The organism is Pseudomonas sp. Bc-h, assembly GCF_002080045.1.
In the GTDB taxonomy this organism is placed as follows: Bacteria; Pseudomonadota; Gammaproteobacteria; order Pseudomonadales; family Pseudomonadaceae; genus Aquipseudomonas.
In genome coordinates this window covers 204,312-227,523 of record NZ_MUIN01000001.1, presented here as the reverse complement: position 1 = coordinate 227,523, position 23,212 = coordinate 204,312, and the positions used below count along the sequence as shown (strand labels likewise).

The 23,212-nt window shown below is 59.3% G+C and carries 12 protein-coding genes; 7 read left to right on the top strand and 5 right to left on the bottom strand.

The window, feature by feature from the left end:
• The first annotated feature begins 263 nt into the window (after positions 1–263).
• Positions 264–722: a GNAT family N-acetyltransferase gene (locus BWR59_RS01025; RefSeq protein WP_081563790.1), complete on the top strand. Its 459-nt coding sequence runs from the start codon at positions 264–266 to the stop codon at positions 720–722.
• 16 nt (positions 723–738) lie between these two features.
• On the opposite strand, the gene BWR59_RS01020 is transcribed toward BWR59_RS01025, so the two are convergent.
• Genes BWR59_RS01020 through BWR59_RS01010 form a run of 3 tightly spaced genes read right to left on the bottom strand, consistent with a single transcriptional unit; the run spans position 739 to position 3,760 of the window.
• Complete coding sequence (locus BWR59_RS01020) at positions 739–1,035, bottom strand: winged helix-turn-helix domain-containing protein (RefSeq protein WP_081563789.1); 297 nt, start codon at positions 1,033–1,035, stop codon at positions 739–741.
• 31 nt (positions 1,036–1,066) lie between these two features.
• Positions 1,067–1,579 (bottom strand): M48 family metallopeptidase, encoded by a 513-nt coding sequence (locus BWR59_RS01015; protein ID WP_081563788.1) that lies wholly within the window; start codon positions 1,577–1,579, stop codon positions 1,067–1,069.
• Between the two features lie 39 nt (positions 1,580–1,618).
• Positions 1,619–3,760: an EAL domain-containing protein gene (locus BWR59_RS01010; RefSeq protein ID WP_081563787.1), complete on the bottom strand. Its 2,142-nt coding sequence runs from the start codon at positions 3,758–3,760 to the stop codon at positions 1,619–1,621.
• 318 nt (positions 3,761–4,078) lie between these two features.
• Between BWR59_RS01010 and BWR59_RS01005 the strand changes: the two genes are divergently transcribed.
• Positions 4,079–4,750, top strand: a complete 672-nt coding sequence (locus BWR59_RS01005) for a polysaccharide lyase family 7 protein (RefSeq protein ID WP_081563786.1) — start codon at positions 4,079–4,081, stop codon at positions 4,748–4,750.
• A 73-nt stretch (positions 4,751–4,823) separates the two neighbouring features.
• Here the strand turns inward: BWR59_RS01005 and putP are convergent, their stop codons facing one another.
• Entirely contained in the window at positions 4,824–6,308 is a 1,485-nt protein-coding gene (putP, locus tag BWR59_RS01000) for a sodium/proline symporter PutP (RefSeq protein WP_081563785.1), read from the bottom strand.
• 449 nt (positions 6,309–6,757) lie between these two features.
• On the opposite strand from putP, the gene putA reads away from it, so the two are divergent.
• Together putA and BWR59_RS00990 are read left to right on the top strand one after the other, a co-directional pair.
• A complete protein-coding gene (gene putA, locus BWR59_RS00995) occupies positions 6,758–10,711 on the top strand; it encodes a trifunctional transcriptional regulator/proline dehydrogenase/L-glutamate gamma-semialdehyde dehydrogenase (RefSeq protein WP_081563784.1) in 3,954 nt (1,317 codons plus the stop codon).
• Between the two features lie 272 nt (positions 10,712–10,983).
• Positions 10,984–12,786, top strand: coding sequence for an acyl-CoA dehydrogenase (locus BWR59_RS00990; protein WP_081563783.1), 1,803 nt, complete (start codon positions 10,984–10,986; stop codon positions 12,784–12,786).
• A gap of 66 nt (positions 12,787–12,852) precedes the next feature.
• Here the strand turns inward: BWR59_RS00990 and BWR59_RS00985 are convergent, their stop codons facing one another.
• Positions 12,853–16,218, bottom strand: coding sequence for a DUF6543 domain-containing protein (locus tag BWR59_RS00985; RefSeq protein WP_081563782.1), 3,366 nt, complete (start codon positions 16,216–16,218; stop codon positions 12,853–12,855).
• Between the two features lie 274 nt (positions 16,219–16,492).
• On the opposite strand from BWR59_RS00985, the gene BWR59_RS00980 reads away from it, so the two are divergent.
• The 3 genes from BWR59_RS00980 to BWR59_RS00970 are packed head-to-tail and all read left to right on the top strand — an operon-like array spanning position 16,493 to position 23,151.
• Positions 16,493–18,235, top strand: a complete 1,743-nt coding sequence (locus BWR59_RS00980; RefSeq protein WP_081563781.1) for a potassium/proton antiporter — start codon at positions 16,493–16,495, stop codon at positions 18,233–18,235.
• A gap of 35 nt (positions 18,236–18,270) precedes the next feature.
• A complete protein-coding gene (mscK, locus tag BWR59_RS00975) occupies positions 18,271–21,639 on the top strand; it encodes a mechanosensitive channel MscK (protein ID WP_081563780.1) in 3,369 nt (1,122 codons plus the stop codon).
• A 48-nt stretch (positions 21,640–21,687) separates the two neighbouring features.
• On the top strand, positions 21,688–23,151 hold the full coding sequence (locus BWR59_RS00970) for a YdiU family protein (protein ID WP_081563779.1): 1,464 nt from the start codon (positions 21,688–21,690) through the stop codon (positions 23,149–23,151).
• Positions 23,152–23,212: the final 61 nt, after the last annotated feature.

Below are 23,212 nucleotides of genomic sequence, written 5' to 3'. Positions count from 1 at the left end.
GTAATGACGGCTCGAGAATGAGCGACTTGCAACGATCAGCGCTGTCCTGTGCAAAGGGGACGCAAAGAACGATGGCAACTGGCCTCCAGTGAAGACCTGTTCCGCAGTTTTCACAACTGATAAGAAGGCGATGTTTGTGCCGTAGTTCAAGAAAATAGACCAATCCTGCGCCAAACATCACAAATCCGATGACGCTGTGGCTTTGGGCAATACAGGTAATGAGTTTAGTATCCGGCATTGATTTCCTTTCGTGAGCCGGCGTTATGTCTATCAACTGGATCTGCAAACACCATACCGCCCTGAGCAAGGAACAGTTGTACGCCATTCTGCAACTGCGCGCGCAGGTGTTCGTGGTCGAGCAGAAGTGCTGGTATCTCGACGTCGATGGCCTGGATTTGCTGGGCGACACCCGACATTTGATGGCCTGGCAGAACGACGAACTGGTGGCGTATCTGCGCCTTCTTGACCCGATCCAGCAAGACGGTGATGTGACCATAGGCCGCGTCGTGACTGCTCCATCCATGCGCAACAAAGGCATGGGCCATGAACTCATGGTGCAGGCGCTGGAGCATGCCGAGCGCAACTGGCCGGACCAGCCGATCTATCTGTCGGCACAGGCCCATCTGCAGGGCTATTACAGCCGTTATGGCTTCAATCCGGTGGGCGATGTTTACGTCGAGGACGGCATCCCGCACCTGGGGATGCGCCGGGATCTGGATTGAGCCTCCAGCCCCTCTATCACGGATACTCCAAAACCCTTTTGATCCGAGCCAGATTTCGCTCGATCCACTGCCTGTCGATGGCGCCCCAATCGCGAATCCTGTAGCCGCCGGCGTGATTGCGTGCGCCATCCAGTTGCTCGAACTCGCAGACAATATCCAGATCGGCCAACGCAGCAATGGTGTCCTGCGCGGTGCGGCGCGGCATGCCGGTCACTTCGGTCAACGCCGGCACGCTGCTGGCGATTTCACTGTCGATCAGATAAGCCACGTAAAGGCGACGGTAGAAGCTGCTCTTGGTCTTGCTGACGTCCATCGTCAGGTCCTTGTCGAATGAAATGTGATCGCTAGCCCTGCTGCATATCCCGCCACGTCAGATACACCCGCAGATCGAACTCCAACTGGTGATAGCCGGGCTGCATGTGTTCGCACAGCTTGTAGAACGCTTTGTTGTGGTCGGTCTCTTTGAAATGCGCCAACTCGTGCACCACGATCATCTTCAGAAATTGCGGCGCGGCGTCCTTGAAAAGAGACGCTACGCGGATTTCCTTCTTGGCCTTGAGCTTGCCGCCCTGGACCCGGGAGACCGTAGTGTGCAGCCCCAGCGCGCGGTGTGTGAGATCGAGGCGATTGTCGAACAGCACCTTGTCGATGCTGGGGGCGTTGCGCAGATGCTCCTGCTTGAGGGCCAGCGCGTAGGCGTACAGCGCCTTGTCGCTCTGCACGTCGTGCCGGCCCGGGTAGCGCTGCTCCAAGTAGTCGCCCAGCTTGCCCTGGGCGATCAGTTGCCGAACCTGATCCTGCAACGAAGCCGGATAGGCCTGCAGGTATTTGAGCGGAGCAGCTGCGATGGAAATCATGTTCAGATCGAATGGCCGAAAAAGCGTCAGTCTACCGCGTCAATCCTGATTGAGCAGCGGATGGGCGGTCGGCAGGGCGATAGGCTCGACAAAACGCAAGGCTTCGTCCGGAGCCAGTGGATGCGCGAGCAGGAATCCCTGAATGATCTGGCAACCGTTGGCGACCAGCCATTGGTATTGTTCCAGGGTTTCCACCCCTTCTGCGATCACCTCGATATCCAGTGTGCGGCACAGATCGATAATGCTGCGCGCCACCGCCAGATCCCGAGGCGAACTCATCATGCCGCCAATGAAATGTCGGTCGATCTTAAGGGTGTCCAGATCCAGATTGCGCAGGTGCGCCAGCGAGCTGTCTCCCGCGCCGAAGTCATCCAGCGACACCCGCACGCCGATGTCATGCAGGCTTTGCAGCTGCTTGCGGCTGTGCACCAGGTTATGCACCAGTGACGGTTCGGTGATTTCGACTTCCAACTGCCGTGGATGCAAGCCATGAATATGAATGGCGCGCTGCAGCTCTGCGGCCAGGTTAGGCATGCTGAACTGCGCCGGGCTGACGCTGACGCTCATCACCATATCGTCGGGGAACACGCCCGCCCAACGGTGTCGCTGAGCAGCACCCTGCTCGAAGATCCAGCCGCCGAGCTTGTTGATCAGCCGCGTCTCCTCCAGCAATGGGATGAACAGGCTGGATGGCACATCACCGGCATCTGGATGATTCCAGCGCAGCAAGGCTTCAAAACCCCGGGTACGGCCTGTGGCGACGTAAATCTGAGGCTGATAGACGATAGAAAAATCCTTACCTTCGATGGCCGTACGAACGCTTTCTTCAAGCATCAGACGCGAACGTGCGCGGCCGTTCATGTACTGGTCATAGAACCGGTATTGCTGACGCCCCGCCCGCTTGGCCTCATACATGGCGATATCTGCCGCGCGCAAGAGGCCATCCAGATTGGTGCCGCAGTCGGGATAGACAGCGATCCCGATACTGGCGCCGAGGGTCGCTTCGATGCCGTCGATATGGCGTCGGGCAGAGACCCGCTCAATGAGTTTTTCCGCGACTTTGGCCGCGTGCTCGGGGAAATCCAGGCCGTCGATCACCACGACGAATTCGTCGCCGCCCATGCGCGCCAGCACATCGTAGGGACGCAGGCATTCCTTCAACTGCTCGGCGACCCAGACCAGCACCTGATCACCCGCGTCATGACCGAGCGAGTCGTTGACGTGCTTGAAGCCGTCCAGGTCCAGATACAACACCACCAGGTATTTCCCGGCGTGCTCATTGCGCAGCAACATGCCTTCGACAGTCTGGTAGAAACCCCGGCGATTGAGCAGCCCGGTCAGGGAGTCGGTCACCGCTTGCTGTTCGAGTTGGCGATACAGGTCGCGCACCACTGACATGTCGAGCACGCTCAGCACCATCGCCTTCTGCTCGTCAGGCAGCGGCGCGCATGACAGCGCCACAGGCACCTGACGCCCTTCTGGCGTGCGCATGATCGCGTCATGCACCCGGTAGGTGTCAGCACGACGGTAGTGATGGTAAAAGCCCGAATCGGTCCAATCCTCAATGCACGGCTCCTGCAGGTAACAGCGCAAGGCAGTGCCGCGCAGTTCGCCGTCGGTCATGCCCAGCAGTCGACAGATCGCGGGATTGGCGAAACTGATGACGCCATCCTCCTTGACCACCAGGATGCCTTCGGCAACGTTGGCCAGCACCGACGCATTGAAGGCGCGCGCCGATTCCAGCTCTCGACTGAGTTTCTGCAGGGCGCGGCGATTGTGCTGGTGCTCAAGCAACGCCTGGACCTTGGGCTTGAGAATGTTGGGGTCGAACGGTTTGAACAGGTAATCCACGGCGCCGCTGGCATACCCCTTGTGCACGGCGTCACGGGACTGTTCGTTGGCGGTCAGGAAGATGATCGGGGTCAAACGGGTTCGCTGGCTGCCGCGCATCAGACGCGCGACTTCAAAACCGTCCATTTCGGGCATCTGCACATCGAGCAGGACGAGATCGACGTCGACATCCAGCAGCAGGCCCAATGCTTCCATGCCTGAACTGGCCGTGACGATTTCCCAGTCCTGTCGCTGCAGGACGGCACGCATCGTTACCAGATTTTCCGGATAGTCATCGACGACCAATAAAACCGACTTGCCATCAGGTGGCTGGGACTGCACGCATTCCATGCTGCTACTCATTCACTTTTACTGCCTGGTGAAGGGGCTCCGCCCATGATCCGAATGGAATTTACTCTAGACCCGAATGAAAAAAAAAGCAGTCGGGCCATCGTTATGCCATATAAAAAGACTGTTCAAACCGACTAACGGTAGGCTCTCTGCAGCACTGTCACCTGCTGCTGCGGGCCGAAAATGGCGGCACTTTGACGTCAGCCGTTCGACGGATTTGCGTTAACAAACGGCAATCCGAAACGTATAAGGAGCCCCCCTCAAACCCTTGCGCCAGACGCGTTTGCTGGCAATGAGACATATCGGACGAAAGACACAATGATTGATTTGGGATCCTGGAATCTGAGCATTCCAGTGGGCTCGCCCCCCACCACCATCGAAACAAAACAATTGCTTCAGGGATACGACGGAAAATATTTCAGTTCCGGGTCATCGAACATCACGTTCTGGGCACCCGTTACCGGTAGCAAGACCGCCAACGCGATCTATCCTCGCACCGAACTTCGTGAGACCTGGTCAGACGGCACATTGCATAACTGGTACTACCCGGACGCCGACAATTTTCTGAGCGCCAAGCTCAAAGTTCTCCAGGTTCCGTCTTCCGGGCGAGTGGTTATCGGCCAGATCCACGTCTACGAAAGCACTCAACCCCTGCTAAAAGTCGAGTATCAGTACAAGGACGCTACCAAGGACGGCATCATCGTCGCCAAGGTCCGCTTCCATCCTGACGACAAGAAAGCCCGGATATTCACAATCGCCGAAGGCATTCACCTCAACGAAACCTTCAACTACCAGATCCACCTGAACAAAGCCGGCCTGCTCAGCGTCAAGGCGCACAACATGGTGTGGAACGACCGCATCAGTGCCACCTGGAGCAGGCAGCAGCTGTACTTCAAGGCGGGCGTCTACACCCAGGACAACACCGGTTACACCAGCGAAGGTGGCAAGACGATGTTCTTCAATCTGGATATCGACCACAACAAGGGCTGACCGGCTGCATCGCTCATAAAAGAAAACCCACGTCTCTTGCGAGACGCGGGCTTCTTTTATACCGGCGAGATTCTCAAGCCGCTTTGTATTCTTTCTCGGCAGCCTCGAAACGCGCCTGCATGCCTGGCGTCGGGCCCTTGCCCGTAAGGCTGAACAGAACGATGGCGATGCTGGCGAAGATGAAGCCCGGGATGATTTCGTACAGCCCCAGCAGTTCGAAATGCTTCCAGACCACCACAGTCACGGCGCCAACCAGAATGCCCGCCAGTGCGCCATTGCGGGTCATGCCTTTCCAGACCACGGAAATCAGCACGACAGGGCCGAATGCAGCACCAAAACCGGCCCAGGCGTAGCTCACCAGACCCAATACACGGTTTTCAGGATTGGCAGCCAGAGCGATGGCGATCAGCGCCACCAGCAATACCATCGCGCGACCTACCCACACCAACTCACGCTGCGAAGCGGATTTGCGCAGGAATGCCTTGTAGAAGTCCTCGGTCAGCGCACTGGAGCACACCAGCAACTGGCAGCTCAGGGTGCTCATGACCGCCGCAAGAATCGCCGACAGCAACACGCCTGCGACCCAAGGGTTGAACAGGATCTTCGCCAGCTCGATGAACACGCGTTCATGGTTTTCGGTCACGGGACCGGCAACGTCAGGATGTGCCGAGAAGTAGGCGATGCCGAAGAAGCCCACCGCGACAGTGCCGGCCAGGCACAGGATCATCCAGGTCATGGAGATGCGGCGCGCCTTGGCGATCGATTTGACCGAATCAGCGGCCATGAAGCGCGCAAGAATGTGAGGCTGACCGAAGTAGCCAAGACCCCAGCCCATCAACGAGATGACGCCGATGAAAGTGGTGTTCTTGAGCATGTCGAAGCTGGTCGGATCTTTAGCTTCGATCGCAAGGAACGTGGTGTCGATCCCGCCGGTGGCCAGCAGCACGATGATCGGCGTGAGGATCAGCGCGAAAATCATCAGCGTGGCTTGCACGGTGTCGGTCCAGCTCACGGCCAGGAACCCGCCAATGAAGGTGTAGGCGATGGTTGCAGCGGCACCGGCCCACAAGGCCGTTTCGTAAGACATGCCGAAGGTGCTTTCGAACAGGCGCGCGCCCGCAACGATGCCCGAGGCGCAGTAGATGGTGAAGAACACCAGAATCACGATCGCCGAGATCACCCGCAACAGGCCGCTGGTGTCTTCGAAACGACTGGAGAAATAGTCAGGCAGGGTCAGCGCATCGCCGTTGTGCTCGGTCTGGACGCGCAGACGACCGGCCACGAACAGCCAGTTCAGGTAGGCTCCGGCAATCAGGCCGATGGCAATCCAGCTTTCCGACAGGCCGGACATGTAGATCGCGCCTGGCAACCCCATGAGCAGCCAGCCGCTCATGTCCGAGGCGCCTGCCGACAGGGCAGTGACGACGCTGCCCAGGCTGCGCCCACCGAGAATGTAGTCCGAGAGGTTGTTAGTGGAGCGGTAAGCCATGAGTCCGATCAGGACCATCGCCGCGATGTAGATCACAAAAGTGATCAAGGTTGGGTTGCTGACGCTCATTGTGTGTGCCCGTGCGTTGTTTTTATGGTCGCGGCGCTGCGAGTCTGCACCTATGCGGCTGAAGAGATCGCAGCGCGCCCCGTGCCTGAGATGATCGCAAAATGCGAGTCGGCGGCGTGACAGAGTTCTGAACAATTGGTTGCACCAAGGGCGGGCATGCTAGTCAAGATCAAGAGCGGGGCGCAACCCGACAATTAGAATAAGTTGCACCTTTTATCGATAAAAAATGTAACCGCCGGGGTTTTTGCCCTTTTTCTGAGCGTCTAGCGTAAGTCCAGAGCAGTCAAGCACCAGCTTTGTGCGGCATTTGCGCGGTTTCAGCAGGCTAATTAATGGCCTTTGAAATATCCCGAAAAAACAGGTTGCACCCGGTTGCACCCAAGCCTGAGCGCGGCTAATCTTGGCCACGACTATAGCCACGCAAACAGTGGCTCTCATGAGGACAAGACATGGCGACCACCACCCTGGGTGTCAAACTCGACGACCCGACCCGCGAGCGATTGAAAGCTGCTGCACAGTCCATTGACCGGACCCCGCACTGGCTGATCAAACAGGCGATTTTCAATTACCTGGAAAAACTCGAGGGTGGTGCAACCCTTAGCGAGCTGAACGGCTCGGGCGCCAAGGATGCCGATGATCAGGGCGAATTGCCGGCGGACAATGGCCATCAGGCGTTCCTCGAATTCGCTGAAAGCATCCTGCCGCAGTCGGTGCTGCGCGCTGCCATTACCTCGGCCTACCGCCGCCCGGAACCTGAAGTCGTGCCGATGCTGCTGGAGCAGGCTCGCCTGCCGGCACCGATGGCCGACGCGACCCACAAGCTGGCCGCTTCCATCGCCGAAAAATTGCGCAACCAGAAGAGCGCCGGGGGCCGTGCCGGGATCGTTCAAGGTCTGCTGCAAGAATTCTCGCTCTCGTCTCAGGAAGGCGTGGCGCTGATGTGCCTCGCGGAAGCCCTGCTGCGCATCCCGGACAAAGGCACTCGCGATGCCCTGATCCGCGACAAGATCAGCACCGGCAATTGGCACCCGCATCTGGGCAACAGCCCGTCACTGTTCGTCAACGCCGCCACTTGGGGCCTGCTGCTGACCGGCAAACTGGTCAGCACCCACAACGAAGCCGGGCTGACCTCGTCGCTGAGCCGCATCATTGGCAAGTCTGGCGAGCCGATGATCCGCAAGGGCGTCGACATGGCCATGCGTCTGATGGGCGAGCAGTTCGTCACCGGCGAAACCATCGGCGAAGCGCTGGCCAACGCCAGCAAGTTCGAAGCCAAAGGTTTCCGCTATTCCTACGACATGCTGGGTGAAGCCGCGCTGACTGAACACGATGCGCAGAAATACCTGGCGTCGTACGAGCAAGCTATTCACTCCATCGGCAAAGCGTCTCACGGCCGCGGGATTTATGAAGGTCCGGGCATCTCCATCAAGTTGTCGGCGCTGCACCCGCGCTACAGCCGTGCCCAGTATGAGCGCGTGATGGAAGAGCTGTACCCGCGCCTGTTGTCGCTGACCCTGTTGGCCAAGCAATACGACATCGGCCTGAATATCGACGCCGAAGAGGCTGACCGCCTTGAGCTGTCGCTGGACCTGCTCGAACGGCTATGCTTCGAGCCGCAGCTGACTGGCTGGAATGGCATCGGCTTCGTGATTCAGGCCTACCAGAAGCGCTGTCCTTACGTGATCGACTACGTGATCGATCTGGCCCGTCGCAGCCGCCACCGCCTGATGGTCCGTCTGGTGAAAGGTGCCTACTGGGACAGCGAGATCAAGCGCGCTCAGGTCGAAGGCCTGGAAGGCTACCCGGTCTACACCCGCAAGGTGTACACCGACGTGTCCTACATCGCCTGCGCTCGCAAACTGCTGTCGGTACCGGAAGTCATCTACCCGCAGTTCGCCACGCACAACGCCCACACCTTGTCGGCGATCTACCATATTGCCGGTCAGAACTATTACCCGGGCCAGTACGAATTCCAGTGCCTCCATGGCATGGGCGAGCCCCTGTACGAGCAGGTTGTCGGCAAGGTCGCCGATGGCAAGCTGAACCGACCGTGCCGCGTTTACGCGCCAGTCGGCACTCACGAAACACTGCTGGCGTATCTGGTACGACGCCTGCTGGAGAACGGCGCCAATACTTCGTTCGTCAACCGCATCGCCGATCAATCGATCTCGATTCAGGAACTGGTCGCCGACCCGGTTTCCAGCATCGAGCGCATGGCGACGCAGGAAGGCGGTTTCGGCCTGCCGCATCCGCGCATTCCGCTGCCGCGTGACCTGTACGGCAGCGAGCGCGCCAACTCCGCCGGTATCGACATGGCCAACGAACATCGTCTGGCCTCGCTGTCATCCGCGCTGCTGGCCACCGCGCACAATGACTGGAAAGCCACGCCGATGCTGGGCAGCCCGGCCAGCGCTGGCGCTGAAGCTCCTGTGCTCAATCCGTCCGATCTGCGTGACGTGGTCGGCCATGTTCAGGAAGCCAGCCTGGAAGACGTCGACAATGCGCTGCTCAGCGCCCTGAGCGCAGGTCCGATCTGGCAGGCAACGCCGCCTGCCGAGCGGGCTGCGATTCTGGAGCGCGCCGCCGACCTGATGGAAGCCGAAATCCAGCCGTTGATGGGCCTGCTGGCCCGTGAAGCCGGCAAGACCTACGCCAACGCCATTGCCGAAGTGCGCGAAGCCGTGGACTTCCTGCGTTACTACGCAGTGCAGGCCCGCAACGACTTCAGCAACGACGCCCACCGCCCTCTGGGCCCCGTGGTGTGCATCAGTCCGTGGAACTTCCCGCTGGCGATCTTCAGTGGTCAGGTCGCCGCGGCACTCGCTGCCGGCAACCCGGTATTGGCCAAGCCTGCCGAACAGACTCCGCTGATCGCCGCTCAAGCCGTACGCATCCTGCTCGAAGCCGGTATCCCTGAGGGCGTGGTGCAACTATTGCCGGGCCGTGGTGAAACCGTGGGCGCGCGCCTGGTGGGTGATGATCGCGTCAAGGGCGTGATGTTCACCGGCTCCACCGAAGTCGCTCGTCTGCTGCAGCGCAACATCGCCGGCCGCCTCGACTCACAGGGCCGTCCGATCCCGCTGATCGCCGAAACCGGCGGCCAGAACGCGATGATCGTCGACTCCTCCGCGCTGACCGAACAAGTGGTCATCGACGTGGTGTCCTCGGCGTTCGACAGTGCCGGTCAACGTTGCTCGGCGCTGCGGGTGCTCTGCCTGCAGGAAGATTCCGCCGACCGCGTCATCGAAATGCTCAAGGGCGCAATGGCTGAAAACCGTCTGGGTAACCCTGAGCGCTTGTCTGTGGACATCGGCCCGGTGATCGACGCCGAAGCCAAGGCCGGTATCGAGAAGCACATCCAGGCCATGCGTGATAGAGGCCGCAGCGTGTATCAGGTCGCCATCGCCGACAGTGACGAAATCAAGCGCGGCACTTACGTGATGCCAACCCTGATCGAGCTGGAAAGCTTCGACGAACTGCAGCGCGAGATCTTCGGCCCGGTCCTGCACGTGGTGCGCTACAAGCGCAAAGAGCTGGATCAGTTGATCGGTCAGATCAACGCTTCCGGCTATGGCCTGACATTGGGCGTTCACACCCGTATCGACGAGACCATCGCCAAGGTGATCGACTCGGTCAACGCCGGCAACATGTACGTCAACCGCAACATCGTCGGCGCTGTCGTCGGCGTGCAACCGTTCGGTGGTGAAGGCCTGTCGGGCACTGGTCCGAAAGCCGGTGGCCCGCTGTACCTGTACCGTCTGCTGTCGACTCGCCCGGTAGACGCGGTACAGAAATCCTTCGCCTCTCGCGATGCCGAAACAGCCCCGGACACCCGTCTGCGTGAAGCCATGCTCAAGCCGCTGAATGCACTGAAAGCCTGGGCAGCCAGCAATCAGCAACCTGAACTGGACGCACTGTGCAGCCAGTTCGCCGAGCAGTCGCAGAGCGGTATCAGCCGTCTGCTGGCTGGCCCGACCGGCGAGCGCAACAGCTACAGCATCCTGCCGCGCGAGCACGTGCTGTGCCTGGCCGACGACGAAGCCGACCTGCTGACGCAACTGGCCGCGGTTCTAGCCGTCGGCAGCACTGCCATCGTCCCGGACAACGAGCTGAGCAAGCCGCTGCACAAACGTCTGCCGAAAGAAGTTCAGGCGCGCGTCAAGCTGGTCAGCGACTGGAGCAAGGACGACGTCGTCATCGAAGCCGTGCTGCACCACGGCGACTCCGATCAGCTGCGCGCGATCTGCGAGCAAGTGGCACAACGCAGCGGCGCTATCATCGGCGTCCACGGCCTGTCCAAAGGCGAAACCAGCATCGCGCTGGAGCGTCTGGTGATCGAGCGCGCCTTGAGCGTGAACACCGCTGCTGCCGGTGGTAACGCGAGCTTGATGACGATCGGGTAACAATCGATCGTGCCGATGCAATACCCCTGAGGGAGGGAGCTGGCCAGTGAACACGGTGAACCAGACACTGCAAGGGTGTCTGATCCGCTGCCTTCGCGAGCAAGCTCCCTCCCACAGTGTGTGCATATCCCCTCAAATTATCCGCAGACCCATCTCCCGCGCTGATTGATGACCATCCGCGTTCTAGCCCTCCATCACCCAAATCAATCATCCTGTTAACCCCTTCCCTGCGCATCTAGACTCGACGGCACTTCAACGAAAGGTATGCCGCCATGTCCGAGACGCTGCTCAGTTCCCGCAATCTGGCTTTCGAGCTCTACGAAGTGCTGGATGCCGAAGCGCTGATGCAACGTGAGCGTTTTTCGGAGCACAGCCGGGAAACCTTCGATGCCGCGATCGCCACGGCGCGGACCATTGCCGAAAAGTTCTTTGCGCCGCACAACCGCAAAAACGATGAAAACGAACCGCGCTACGAAAACGGCGAAGCGGTGCTGATTCCTGAAGTGAAGCCAGCGGTGGACGCGTTTCTTGAAGCAGGCTTCCTGAACGCCGCGCGCGATTTCGAGGCAGGCGGGATGCAGTTGCCGACATTGCTGTCGCAGGCGTGTTTTGCCCATTTTCAATCGGCGAACGCGGCGTCGACGTCATACCCTTTTCTGACAATGGGTGCAGCGAACCTGATTGAAAACTTCGGCAGCGAAGAGCAAAAGCAGCGCTTCCTGCAACCGATGATCGAGGGGCGCTTCTTCGGCACAATGGCGTTGACCGAACCTCACGCGGGCTCGTCCCTGTCGGACATTCGCACCCGCGCCGAGCCTGCCGAAGACGGCAGTTATCGCCTGCGCGGCAACAAGATTTTCATCTCGGGTGGCGACCATCCGCTGTCGGAAAACATCGTGCATCTGGTGCTCGCGAAACTGCCGGACGCGCCATCAGGGGTGAAGGGCATCTCGCTGTTCATCGTGCCGAAATTCCTGGTCAACGGAGATGGCAGTCTCGGCCGGCGCAACGACGTGCTTTTGGCCGGGCTGTTTCACAAGATGGGCTGGCGCGGGACAACGTCCACTGCCCTGAACTTCGGTGATAACGGCCAGTGCGTCGGCTATCTGATTGGTAAAGCTCATCAGGGCCTGAGCTACATGTTCCAGATGATGAACGAGGCACGAATCGGCGTTGGTATGGGCGCGGTGATGCTCGGCTACGCGGGCTATCTGTATTCGCTGGAATACGCCCGCGAGCGCCCTCAGGGTCGATTGCCTGACAGTAAAAATCCTGAAAGCGCGCCGGTTTCGATCATTCAGCACGCGGATGTGAAACGCATGCTGATGACCCAGAAGGCTTACGTCGAAGGTTCGTTCGATCTCGGGCTTTATGCCGCGCGACTGTTCGATGACACCCAGACGGGCGAAACCGAGGAGCAGCGCAAACTGGCCCACGAACTGCTGGATTTGCTGACGCCTATCGTCAAATCCTGGCCGTCTGAGTTTTGCCTCAAAGCCAACGAACTGGCGATTCAGATTCTCGGCGGTCATGGCTACACGCGCGAATATCCGGTCGAGCAGTATTACCGCGACAACCGCTTGAACCCGATCCACGAAGGCACCCACGGTATTCAGTCGCTGGACTTGCTGGGACGCAAACTCGCACAGAACGGCGGCGCAGGGCTCAAGCAATTGATCCGCCTGATTGCCGACACATGCGAGCGGGCTCAGGCACACGAATCGCTGGTCACCTTGCGCCAACCGTTGGAGCAACTGGTGGCGCGCCTGCAAGCCGTGACACTGGACCTGCTGACAGATCTTGCCCAAGGCAAGGTTACCGCCACGCTTGCAAATTCGGCGCTGTATCTCAAGGCGTTCGGGCATACGGTGATTGGTTGGCGCTGGCTCGAACAGGCCATTCGTGCGCAAGAGGGATTAGCCAAGGGCAATCCGGCGGACGTCGATTTCTACAAAGGCAAGTTGCAAGCGGCGCGATACTTCCTGACGTGGGAAGTACCGGCCTGTCATCACGAGCTGGCAATTCTGCACGCCCGTGATGATGTGTGCCTGTCGATGCAGGACGGATGGTTCTAATGACTGTGTTGCAGCGCAGCACTCATCGGTAATCGGCACCTGTTCGTTTCTTGAGTTGCGCTCAGATCATGCTGCGGGTCCGACCCAAGAGTTCTCAGCGCCGGCGGTGATTCTCAGCCTGCGTGCAAACGGCGCATAGAAATCGGTCAACTCGTCGACGTACTCCAGATAGATTAAGGAGCGAATTGCTGGGTTTGGCTTGAACTGCTCATCAAGAAGATCCGCATAATCGGGCCGCAGCTTTTTCAGCATATCGAGGAAAAACCGAGGGCCCGTGACCTCGAAAACTTTCGACATGTAATCGTTGGTTCCTTTTTCAGCGTCTGTAGCGACCCCCTTCAGTTGGTCCAGGGCGCCTTGCTCAGCCTGAAACCGTGTGAAGAGTTCGTCTTGCATTTCCCGCAATACCGGATTGCCGCGCAGGCTCGCAAAATGACTGTTGTTAGGCCCGAAAAATCCCGCTCGTGGGGATGACAACGCAGCTCCAACGAGTACGTCGCTTGGACCTGCCCTGAGATCCGCATCGCTAAAAGAACCGAGAATAACATCGTCACAGTCGACGTAGATGCCGCCATATTCGTGGATCAGTCGGTACCGCAGAACATCCGACGCAGCTGCAAGATTCTGCCCATCGCCGCTACGAAAATATTGAAACGGTCTGGCGGTTTTCGGGTTAGCAAGAAAGTCCTCGAAAAAAGGCTCGTCTTGAAGATTCGAGATGGTCATGTTCGGGTATGCAGCGAACTCAGCCTGCAGTTGGGCCTTGGGCTGCAATGCTTCAGAGAGTTCGTTGCTGTCGATATCAATGTGCAATGTGAAGCTGAGCTCTGGACTCGTTTTCATATTTGCCTTGATCGTCTCAAGCAACTTCACACGAGGCAGCCTGTCGCCTAGCCATATTTGGTGGACCATGAGATCAACTGCCTCCTGCTGCGCAGGGAAGCCGGGCAATATAGGAAATTTGTATATTTCAGACGTTACGCCGAAATCCAGCTTTCCTCTGACTCTCATGAATTCCTCTTCACTTCCGGTTTTCCAGACGCCTTTCTTGTTACGCCACAGCAGTTTCTGAGCATCGGCTCTCCAACACGCCAGATCTGCGTCGTAACGAACCGGAGTACCTACCGACGAATTCGAGGCAAAATACTGTTGCACTGGAACGAGGTTCTTATCCAGCTGCTCTCGAATTTCGATCCCGTCCATGGGAATCTCGATGACTGTCGGAGTGCGTTGCGCTTGAGCCAGGATAATCTCCGGTTTTCCGGCACCGGACACCGGTTCGGACTCGGGCAAGACTTCAATGTAACTCTGTCCCCCTCTCAGTCCTTTCTGTAGATCGATGTCTGAGTAATAGCCCTTCGACTGCCTGATAAACGGGCCTTTGATATTCGGATCATCAGGCGAAAAAATCCTGTACTGCCGGGCACCGTTGACTCGCTCGACCCGATAGATTTTTGAATGTACCCGAGCGAAATGACTGGTCTTCCCAGTCTGCACATCGTTGACCGTATAAACAGCCCCGAAGTCGTCCACACCCCATGCCCCGGAGCGGTCAAGGGGGGCGCCGTACTCGAACTTCGCAAGCTCGGCTCCAAGCTCCGGCGTCAACGAGCGGAGCCCCTCCGGTTCCACGCCGAAGGCTTTTGCGCTGTCATATCTTGCCTCACGGTGGCTTTCCGCTGCCTGCCGTTGCTGCTCTTCCCGATCCAGTAACGCCTGCCTGTCTTTCGCCGACTCACGCTCACGCTCCTGCGCCTCCTCTGCAATCTCGACGTTTTCTTCTTGCTGCCTGGCCATGGCTGCGTTTCGCTCGTCGGCGCCGCGCCCCTCAACCATTTGCCCTACCTCATCGGCGGCGCCCGGCGCGATGCCATCTTCGGCGCTCGCCGCAGCACTCCAGAAACCGTGCGCAGCAATTCCTCCTTCAATGGCCAGCGGTATGGCATTGAGTACGCCAAACACGATACGGCCAGCGCCTTCCTGGCGTTCCTCGTGGGTTCGGCCTTCCACAAGTTCGTCAACCCCCAGCCCAATCAATGCCAGGGACATGACAGACAACGGCACCCAAAGCGCCGGCACCGCCATTGCGACAGCCCCGGTGGCGATGATTGCGTTGGTCAGCACCTGCGCCGCTTGCTGTTTGTTGTAATCCGCGCGATTTCGAATCAGCTGCCTGGCATCGGATGCAAGACGGTCCTGCAGGTTATGCTTGAAATGGGAAAACGGCCATTGCGAGATCGCCGAGCTCAGTGTTATTTCCTTGTGCGGCCACCAGTGCCCCGTCGCATCGTCAAGGCGATTGGGGTAAGCGGCCAAACCCGCCAAAGCCGTCTGCACACCGCTCAGGAAATACCCGTCAGGATCATCTTCTGCCTTGAAATGACCTTCCAGCGCCCTTCGACGATGCGGGTCCTTGCACTGCGCCACAATCCAGTCCTGCAGCGCAGGCAGGTCCTCGAATCCGTGAAGCGGCGACGAGTTGCCGGGGATGTACACGACGAGCCTGTCCGTTTGCTCATTGCGGATGACGATGATGTCGGTCGCGACATAGCGGTAAAGCACCAGTTCGCGAAAGGTGAAGTCCGATGAAGGCGCCGCATGGGTAAAGCGCTCGAATGTCAGCGTTTCCCAGGGTTGATCCGGGGCAAGCCCCAACGCCGCAAGCACCGATGCCTTGTCTTGAGTGCTCAACGAGCGCTCTTCATGTTGCACATAGGCCGACTTCAGAAGGGCCGCTTTGATGAGCAAGTTGTAATCGGCCCCATGGTCCTTCCAGAACGTGTTCAATGACTCCAGATAATGCGCTTGCAGATCGGCGTCCCAGACGAATTGCTTGAAGTCTTTGGGATCGATCGACACATGAGTCGATTTGTCGAAGCGCTGAGGACTTGTCTTGCGATAAATCGCTTCATAAGCAAAACAATCGGCAAGCACCAGAGGCGTCTGAGCAATTCGCGCGGGATAGCCCCCTTCCCGGTAGGCGCGCAGATGCGACAGGTGCTCGAGGAACTGACCGTTACCGCTTTGCTGCCAGTTGCGCATCAGGGCGTCCGTCAGCGTCATCGAGTAGGCGACATTGGCTCGTTGCGGCTCCTGGTCCTGAGCATTGATGTATAGCGTGACGATCAGCAGGTTGTCGGGGTCGGAGTCCCTTAGGAAGGCGTATTGATCGAACCCTCCGCGCGGGCCTGAATACGGCTCCCGAGACCAATCGGTCCTGACGTGGTCTGCAGCTTGCCGATAGGCGTACTGACGCGGTGATTCAAAGCCTACGTTCTGGTGCTCGATGAACGCTTGCAGCAGTTCAGGCTGCCATGTGCCGACCTCCTTTCCAGGCTCGGGCGGAGCCGGATACTTTCCGGCCTCGTGTGGGCCATGAGGGCGGTCCTGAAAGTCGGGCGTGAACCACTCGTTCGGAACTTCCTTGTTCATTTTTTGACATCCTGTCAGTCAGTGGAAGCCCAATCGTGAACACCTTCGGACCCTCGGATGCGGTAATTAATTACCGCATACAAAACGCGAAGAAATGCATAGGGACGATGTGCATGAGAGGTTGCGGTTGGGCGCTCCTATTGTCGGGCCCGTGAAAACCTGAGGGATTAGGCTTTGACAGCCAGCCAATTCAACGGGTTAAATCCCTTGGCACGCGGACTGCATGGTCAGTCCATGAATGCTTTCACTTTTTGCTTTGTCTGGAGTACCGCCCTTGGATGCCACGACCATCAACAGCCTGTTCCTGATCGGCGCGTTGCTGGTGGGTGCAAGTATTCTGGTCAGCTCGCTGTCCTCGCGTCTCGGCATTCCGATTCTGGTGATCATCCTCGCAGTGGGCATGGTCGCCGGTGTCGACGGCGGCGGCATTATCTTTGACAACTATCCAACGGCCTATCTGGTCGGCAATCTCGCGCTCGCGGTGATCCTCCTCGACGGCGGCTTGCGCACGCGGGTAGCGAGCTTCCGCGTGGCGCTCTGGCCTGCATTGTCGCTGGCCACGGTCGGGGTCCTGATCACCACCGGGCTGACCGGCATGGTCGCGGCCTGGCTGTTCGATCTGAACATCATTCAGGGCCTGCTGATCGGCGCCATCGTCGGCTCGACGGATGCTGCTGCAGTGTTCTCGCTGCTCGGAGGCAAAGGCCTGAACGAACGGGTCACGGCCAGCCTTGAAATCGAATCAGGTAGCAACGACCCGATGGCGGTGTTTCTAACCGTCACGCTGATCGACATGATCGCCAGCGGCCAGACGGGGCTGCACTGGAGCCTGCTGGGCCATCTGATTCAGGAATTCGGCATCGGCAGCATCATCGGTCTGGGTGGTGGCTGGCTAATGTTGCAACTGGTCAATCGCATCAATCTGGCCAACGGCCTGTATCCGATTCTGGTGATCGCGGGTGGTCTGGCGGTGTTCGCCCTGACCAACGCCATTCACGGCAGTGGCTTCCTCGCGGTTTACCTCTGCGGCCTGGTATTGGGCAACAAGCCGATCCGCAGCCGTCACGGCATCCTGCACATGCTCGACGGCATGGCCTGGCTGGCGCAGATCGGCATGTTCCTGGTGCTGGGCCTGTTGGTCACGCCACACGACCTGCTGCCTATCGCGCTGCCGGCACTGGGCCTGGCGCTGTGGATGATTCTCGTGGCCCGCCCGCTGTCAGTGCTCGCAGGCTTGCTGCCGTTCCGGGTGTTTCACGGTCGTGAAAAAGCCTTCATTGCCTGGGTCGGGCTGCGCGGCGCGGTTCCGATCATTCTGGCGGTGTTCCCGCTGATGGCGGGTCTTCCTCACGCCCAGCTGTATTTCAACCTTGCGTTCTTCATCGTGCTGGTCTCCCTGCTGGTTCAGGGTACGAGCCTGCCGTGGATGGCCAAGTGGCTAAAGGTCACGGTTCCGCCTGATCCAGCGCCCATCTCCCGCGCCGCTCTGGAAGTCCACGTGACCAGCGAGTGGGAACTGTTCGTTTACCGACTGGGCGCAGAAAAATGGTGCATCGGCGCAGCACTTCGCGAGCTGAAAATGCCGGAAGGCACCCGCATCGCGGCCCTTTTTCGGGGTCAGCAACTGCTCCATCCGTCGGGTAGTACGGTTTTGGAAACTGGCGATCTGCTCTGCGTCATCGGCCATGAACACAACCTTCCAGCGCTGGGCAAGCTGTTCAGTCAGGCGCCGCAGCGGGGTCTGGATTTGCGCTTCTTCGGCGACTTCGTCCTCGAGGGAGACGCTCAGCTCGGGGCTGTCGCGGCATTGTACGGTCTGAAACTCGACGGCCTGGATTCGAATATGCCGCTGAGCCAGTTCATCATTCAGAAGAATCGCGGCGCGCCAATTGTCGGCGACCAGATCGAATGGAACGGAACTATTTGGACCGTTGCGGTTATGGAGGGGAACAAGATCCTCAAAGTGGGCGTCAGATTCCCCGAAGGAAGCCGCCCGGGTCCCGGGCTCTTCCTCTAAACTGCTCCCCTTTCCTGATTGTTCGACCGGTGTCTATGTTCACGCTGCGTAACTTTCTTGCCTCAGCCTTGCTGGGGCTTTGCCTTTCCAACGTCCCGGCTTTTGCCGCCGACACCCCGCCACCTTCCAGCGACGCCGTCCAGCAGAGCCTGGACAAGATCGCCGACCGCAAGCTGTCGCCCGACGATCAGAAAGCCCTGCAGCAGGTGCTGGAACAGACCCTCGGATTCCTCGCCAGCCAGAAGGACAACCAGAAAAAACTGGAAGACCTGAAGAAACAGCTGGCCGATGCACCCAAGCAGACCGCCGAAAATCAGAAAGAGCTGACACGCCTCAAGGGCATCCGCCAGATGCCGGTCGCTCAGCGTTACGCCAGCATGAACGTACCGCAGCTCGAGCAGATGCTCAGCGAGCGCAGCGCACAGCAGGCCGACCTGCAGAAAGCCCTGAACGATGCCAACAGCCTGACGATCACGGCGCAGACTCGCCCCGAGCGTGCCCAGGCCGAAATCAGCAGCAGCCAGACGCGCATCCAGACCATCAACGGCATCCTCAAGTCCGGCAAGGACGGGGGCAAGGCCATCAACGCCGATCAGCGCAATCAGCTGAATGCCGAACTGGCGTCGATCAACGCGTTGATCGCGCTGCGGCGTCAGGAGCTGGCGGGCAACAGCCAGTTGCAGGATCTGGGCGGCAGCCAGCACGACCTGCTCACCGAGAAGGTCACCCGTCAGGATCAGGAAATCCAGGACCTGCAAACGCTGATCAACGAAAAACGCCGCGCCCAGTCTCAGGAAACCGTGACGCAGCTGTCGATCGAAGCGCAAAAGGCCGGAGGCAGCAGCCTCCTGGCCACCGAAAGCGCGACCAATCTCAAGCTCTCCGATTACCTGTTGCGTGGCACCGACCGCCTCAACGAGCTGACTCAGCAGAACCTCAAGACCAAGACTCAGCTCGATGCCATCACCCAGACCGATCAGGCGCTGGACGAGCAGATCAACGTGCTGAGCGGCAGTTTGCTGCTGTCGAAGATTCTCTATAAGCAGAAACAGGCCTTGCCCAAGCTGAAGCTCGACAGCGGCCTCGCCGACGAAATCGCTGACATTCGCCTCTACCAATTCGAGGTCAATCAGCAGCGCGAACAGATGAGCAACCCGAGCAACTACGTCGATACCCTGCTTGCTACACAAAAGCCGGAAGACGTCACGCCCGCGCTGCGCAAGACCCTGCTGGACCTGGCAACCACCCGTACCGACCTGTTGGAACGTCTGAACCGTGAATTGAGCTCGCTGCTCAATGAATCCATCACCTTGCAGTTGAACCAGAAACAGCTGGTCAGCACGGCGATCAATCTGCGCCAGACCCTCGACGAGCAGATGTTCTGGATTCCCAGCAACAAGCCCCTGGATTTCGAGTGGTTCGAACGCGTCAAGCCACGCCTGACCAAGCAGATCACCACCCTGCCGTGGACTTCCAGCGTCAGCGAACTGGCTGATGGCCTGACTCAGCGCCCATTGATCTTCCTGCCGCTGCTGCTGGTGATTGGCGCGCTGATGTGGAAGCGCAAGGCGCTGTACGACAAGCTCAATCGCCTGCACGCCGACATCGGGCACTTCAAACGTGACCGGCAGTGGCAGACGCCGCTGGCGATCTTCATCAACATTTTGCTGGCGATGCCGCTGTCACTGTTCCTGGCGTTGTGCGCGCTGGCGCTGCAGATCGATGCCCGCGAACAGAACGTCAATCTCGGCGCGGCGCTGATGCAGATCTCGCTGGCGTGGCTGGTCTTCTACACCGCGTATCGCATCCTGGCGCCTGGTGGCGTAGCGCAACTGCACTTCCGCTGGGAAAAATCGCAGGTGGAATTCCTGCGCGGCTGGATACGTCGTCTGGGGCTGGTGGTGCTCGCGCTGGTGACGGTCGTGGCCGTCGCCGAACATGAGCCATCAGCGCTCGCTGACGACGTCATCGGCATTGCCGTGGTGTTGACCTGCTATGCGTTGATGACATGGCTGCTGGGGCGCTTGCTGCTCACAAGCCCCACGCACCAGAACGCTTCGCTGTTCCGCCGTGCAGTTGGTCTTGCCTTCACTGCACTGCCGGTCGCGTTGTTCGTCGCGGTATGTTTCGGCTACTACTACACGGCGCTTAAGCTCAGCGACCGGCTGATCGACACCCTGTACGTGCTGATGATGTGGCTGGTGATCGAGGCCGCTTTCGTTCGCGGCCTGGGTGTCGCGGCGCGACGTCTGGCGTATCAGCGGGCGCTGGCCAAACGCCAGGCAGCGAAGGAAGCTGGCGACGGTGAAATACCCGTTGAAGAACCGACGCTGGACATCGAGCAGGTCAACCAACAGTCCCTGCGACTGATTCGCCTGGCCCTGCTGGCCGGCTTCGTCGGCGCGCTGTACTTCGTCTGGGCCGACCTGATCACCGTTTTCTCGTACCTGGACAACATCACCCTGTATGAATACACCAGCGGCACCGGCGCGAACATCAGCATGGTGCCGATCAGCCTCGGCGACCTCATCGGGGCACTGGTGATCATCGGCATCACCTTCGTGTTGGCGGGCAACCTGCCCGGCCTGCTGGAAGTGCTGGTGTTGTCGAAGCTGAACCTCAAACAGGGCAGTTCATACGCCACCACGACATTGCTGTCTTACACCATCGCCGGGGTCGGTTTCGTCTCGACGCTGTCGGCGCTGGGGGTCAGCTGGGACAAACTGCAGTGGCTGGTGGCGGCGCTTTCGGTGGGTCTGGGCTTCGGTATGCAGGAAATCTTCGCCAACTTCATCTCCGGCATCATGATCCTGTTCGAGCGCCCGGTGCGCATCGGCGACACGATCACCATCGGCAATCTGTCGGGTACGGTGAGCAAGATCCGCATTCGTGCGACCACCATCACCGACTTCGACCGCAAGGACATCATTGTCCCGAACAAGACGTTCATCACCGGGCAACTGATCAACTGGTCGTTGACCGACACCATCACCCGCGTAACCCTGAAACTGGGGGTGGACTACGGCTCCGATCTGGATCTGGTTCGCACGCTGTTGCTCAAGGCTGCGCGGGACAACCCTCGCGTTCTGAAAGAGCCCGAACCAATCGTCTACTTCCTGAACTTCGGCGAGAGCACACTGGATCACGAGTTGCGCATGCATGTGCGCGACCTCGGCGACCGCAACCCGGTGCTCGACGAGATCAACCGCTTCATCAACAAGGAGTTCAAGAAGCAGAAGATCAACATCTCGTTCCGGCAGATGGAGGTTTACCTCAAGAACATGCAGGGGCAGGAGTACAAAATGGTACCTGTCGAGCCGGAACAGAAGACCATTGCGACCCCGACTGCCGTGCCGACAGCGCCAAAGGATGTGCCTGAGCCCCCGGACGTGAAACTCGACTGACCGGCCAAATCCCAGCAGAATGATCGGACATTCTGCTGGAGGCATCCCTTGAAAGCCCTCGACGAGCTGACCTTCGATAACCGCTTCGCCCGCTTGGGCGATGCGTTTTCCACGTCCGTATTACCCGAGCCCATCGCCGAGCCGCGACTGGTGGTCGCCAGCGATGCTGCGCTCGCGCTGCTGGACGTGGACGCCGCGCAAGCCGAAACGCCGGTATTCGCCGAGCTGTTCAGCGGTCACAAGCTATGGGCTGAAGCCGATCCGCGGGCGATGGTCTACTCCGGCCACCAGTTCGGTTCCTACAATCCGCGTCTGGGCGACGGTCGCGGCCTGCTACTGGGCGAAGTCTACAACGACGCTGGCGAACATTGGGATCTGCACCTCAAGGGCGCGGGCCAGACGCCGTACTCGCGTATGGGCGATGGGCGCGCCGTATTGCGCTCCTCGATCCGAGAGTTTCTCGCTTCCGAAGCGTTGCATGCCCTGGGCATTCCCACCAGCCGCGCAGGTTGCGTGATCGGCTCGACCACGCCGGTCTGGCGCGAGACGCAGGAGCGCGCGGCGATGGTGTTGCGTCTGGCGCAAAGTCACGTGCGCTTCGGCAGCCTCGAATATTTCTTCTACACCAAACAGAACGACCAACTGAAAGAGCTGGCCGACCACGTACTCTCACTGCATTACGCCGAATGCCTGGAACAACCCGAGCCTTATCTGGCGATGTTTCGCGTAATCGTCGAGCGTCAGGCCGAGCTGATCGCCAAGTGGCAGGCTTATGGTTTCTGTCATGGCGTGATGAACACCGACAACATGTCGATTCTGGGCATCACCTTCGACTTCGGTCCGTTCGCATTTCTCGACGACTTCGACCAGAACTTCGTCTGCAACCACTCCGACCACGAAGGCCGTTACTCTTTCAGCAATCAAGTGCCCATTGGCCAGTGGAACCTCAGCGCCCTCGCACAGGCCTTGACCCCGTTCATCAGCGTCGAGGCCTTGCGCGAAGCATTGGGGCTTTTCCTGCCGCTGTATCAGGCGCACTACCTTGACCTGATGCGCCGTCGTCTTGGCCTGACCACTGCCGAAGAAGACGACGCCGATCTGATCGCCCGCCTGCTGCAATTGATGCAGAACAGCGGCGTCGACTACAGCCTGTTTTTCCGCTTTCTGGGAGAGGAATCAGCCGAAATCGCTGTCAGCAGACTGCGCGACGACTTCGTCGACATGCTCGGGTTCGATGCCTGGGCCCAGACCTACACAGCTCGCATCGCGCGCGAGCCCGCCACGAACCAAGACGAGCGCCGTAAGCGGATGCACGCCGTCAACCCGCTCTATATCCTGCGCAACTACCTGGCCCAACGCGCCATCGAAGCCGCCGAGCAAGGCGACTACAGCGAAGTCCGCCAGCTTCACAAAGTGCTGTGCAACCCGTTCGAAGAACAGCCGGGAATGGAAAGTTATGCACAGCGTCCACCGGATTGGGGCAAGCATCTGGAGATTAGTTGTTCGTCCTGATGACCCGACATTCTCGCCTGCAGCAGCACGGCTTGCCGGCGGTGGCGACTGCGGGAACGCC

What these genes read in the sequence shown, in the direction of transcription:
- BWR59_RS01025 (WP_081563790.1), top strand. Translation starts at nt 264, where the DNA reads ATGTCTATCAACTGGATCTGCAAACACCATACCGCCCTGAGCAAGGAA.
- BWR59_RS01020 (WP_081563789.1), bottom strand. Translation starts at nt 1,035, where the DNA reads ATGGACGTCAGCAAGACCAAGAGCAGCTTCTACCGTCGCCTTTACGTG.
- BWR59_RS01015 (WP_081563788.1), bottom strand. Translation starts at nt 1,579, where the DNA reads ATGATTTCCATCGCAGCTGCTCCGCTCAAATACCTGCAGGCCTATCCG.
- BWR59_RS01010 (WP_081563787.1), bottom strand. Translation starts at nt 3,760, where the DNA reads ATGGAATGCGTGCAGTCCCAGCCACCTGATGGCAAGTCGGTTTTATTG.
- BWR59_RS01005 (WP_081563786.1), top strand. Translation starts at nt 4,079, where the DNA reads ATGATTGATTTGGGATCCTGGAATCTGAGCATTCCAGTGGGCTCGCCC.
- putP (WP_081563785.1), bottom strand. Translation starts at nt 6,308, where the DNA reads ATGAGCGTCAGCAACCCAACCTTGATCACTTTTGTGATCTACATCGCG.
- putA (WP_081563784.1), top strand. Translation starts at nt 6,758, where the DNA reads ATGGCGACCACCACCCTGGGTGTCAAACTCGACGACCCGACCCGCGAG.
- BWR59_RS00990 (WP_081563783.1), top strand. Translation starts at nt 10,984, where the DNA reads ATGTCCGAGACGCTGCTCAGTTCCCGCAATCTGGCTTTCGAGCTCTAC.
- BWR59_RS00985 (WP_081563782.1), bottom strand. Translation starts at nt 16,218, where the DNA reads ATGAACAAGGAAGTTCCGAACGAGTGGTTCACGCCCGACTTTCAGGAC.
- mscK (WP_081563780.1), top strand. Translation starts at nt 18,271, where the DNA reads ATGTTCACGCTGCGTAACTTTCTTGCCTCAGCCTTGCTGGGGCTTTGC.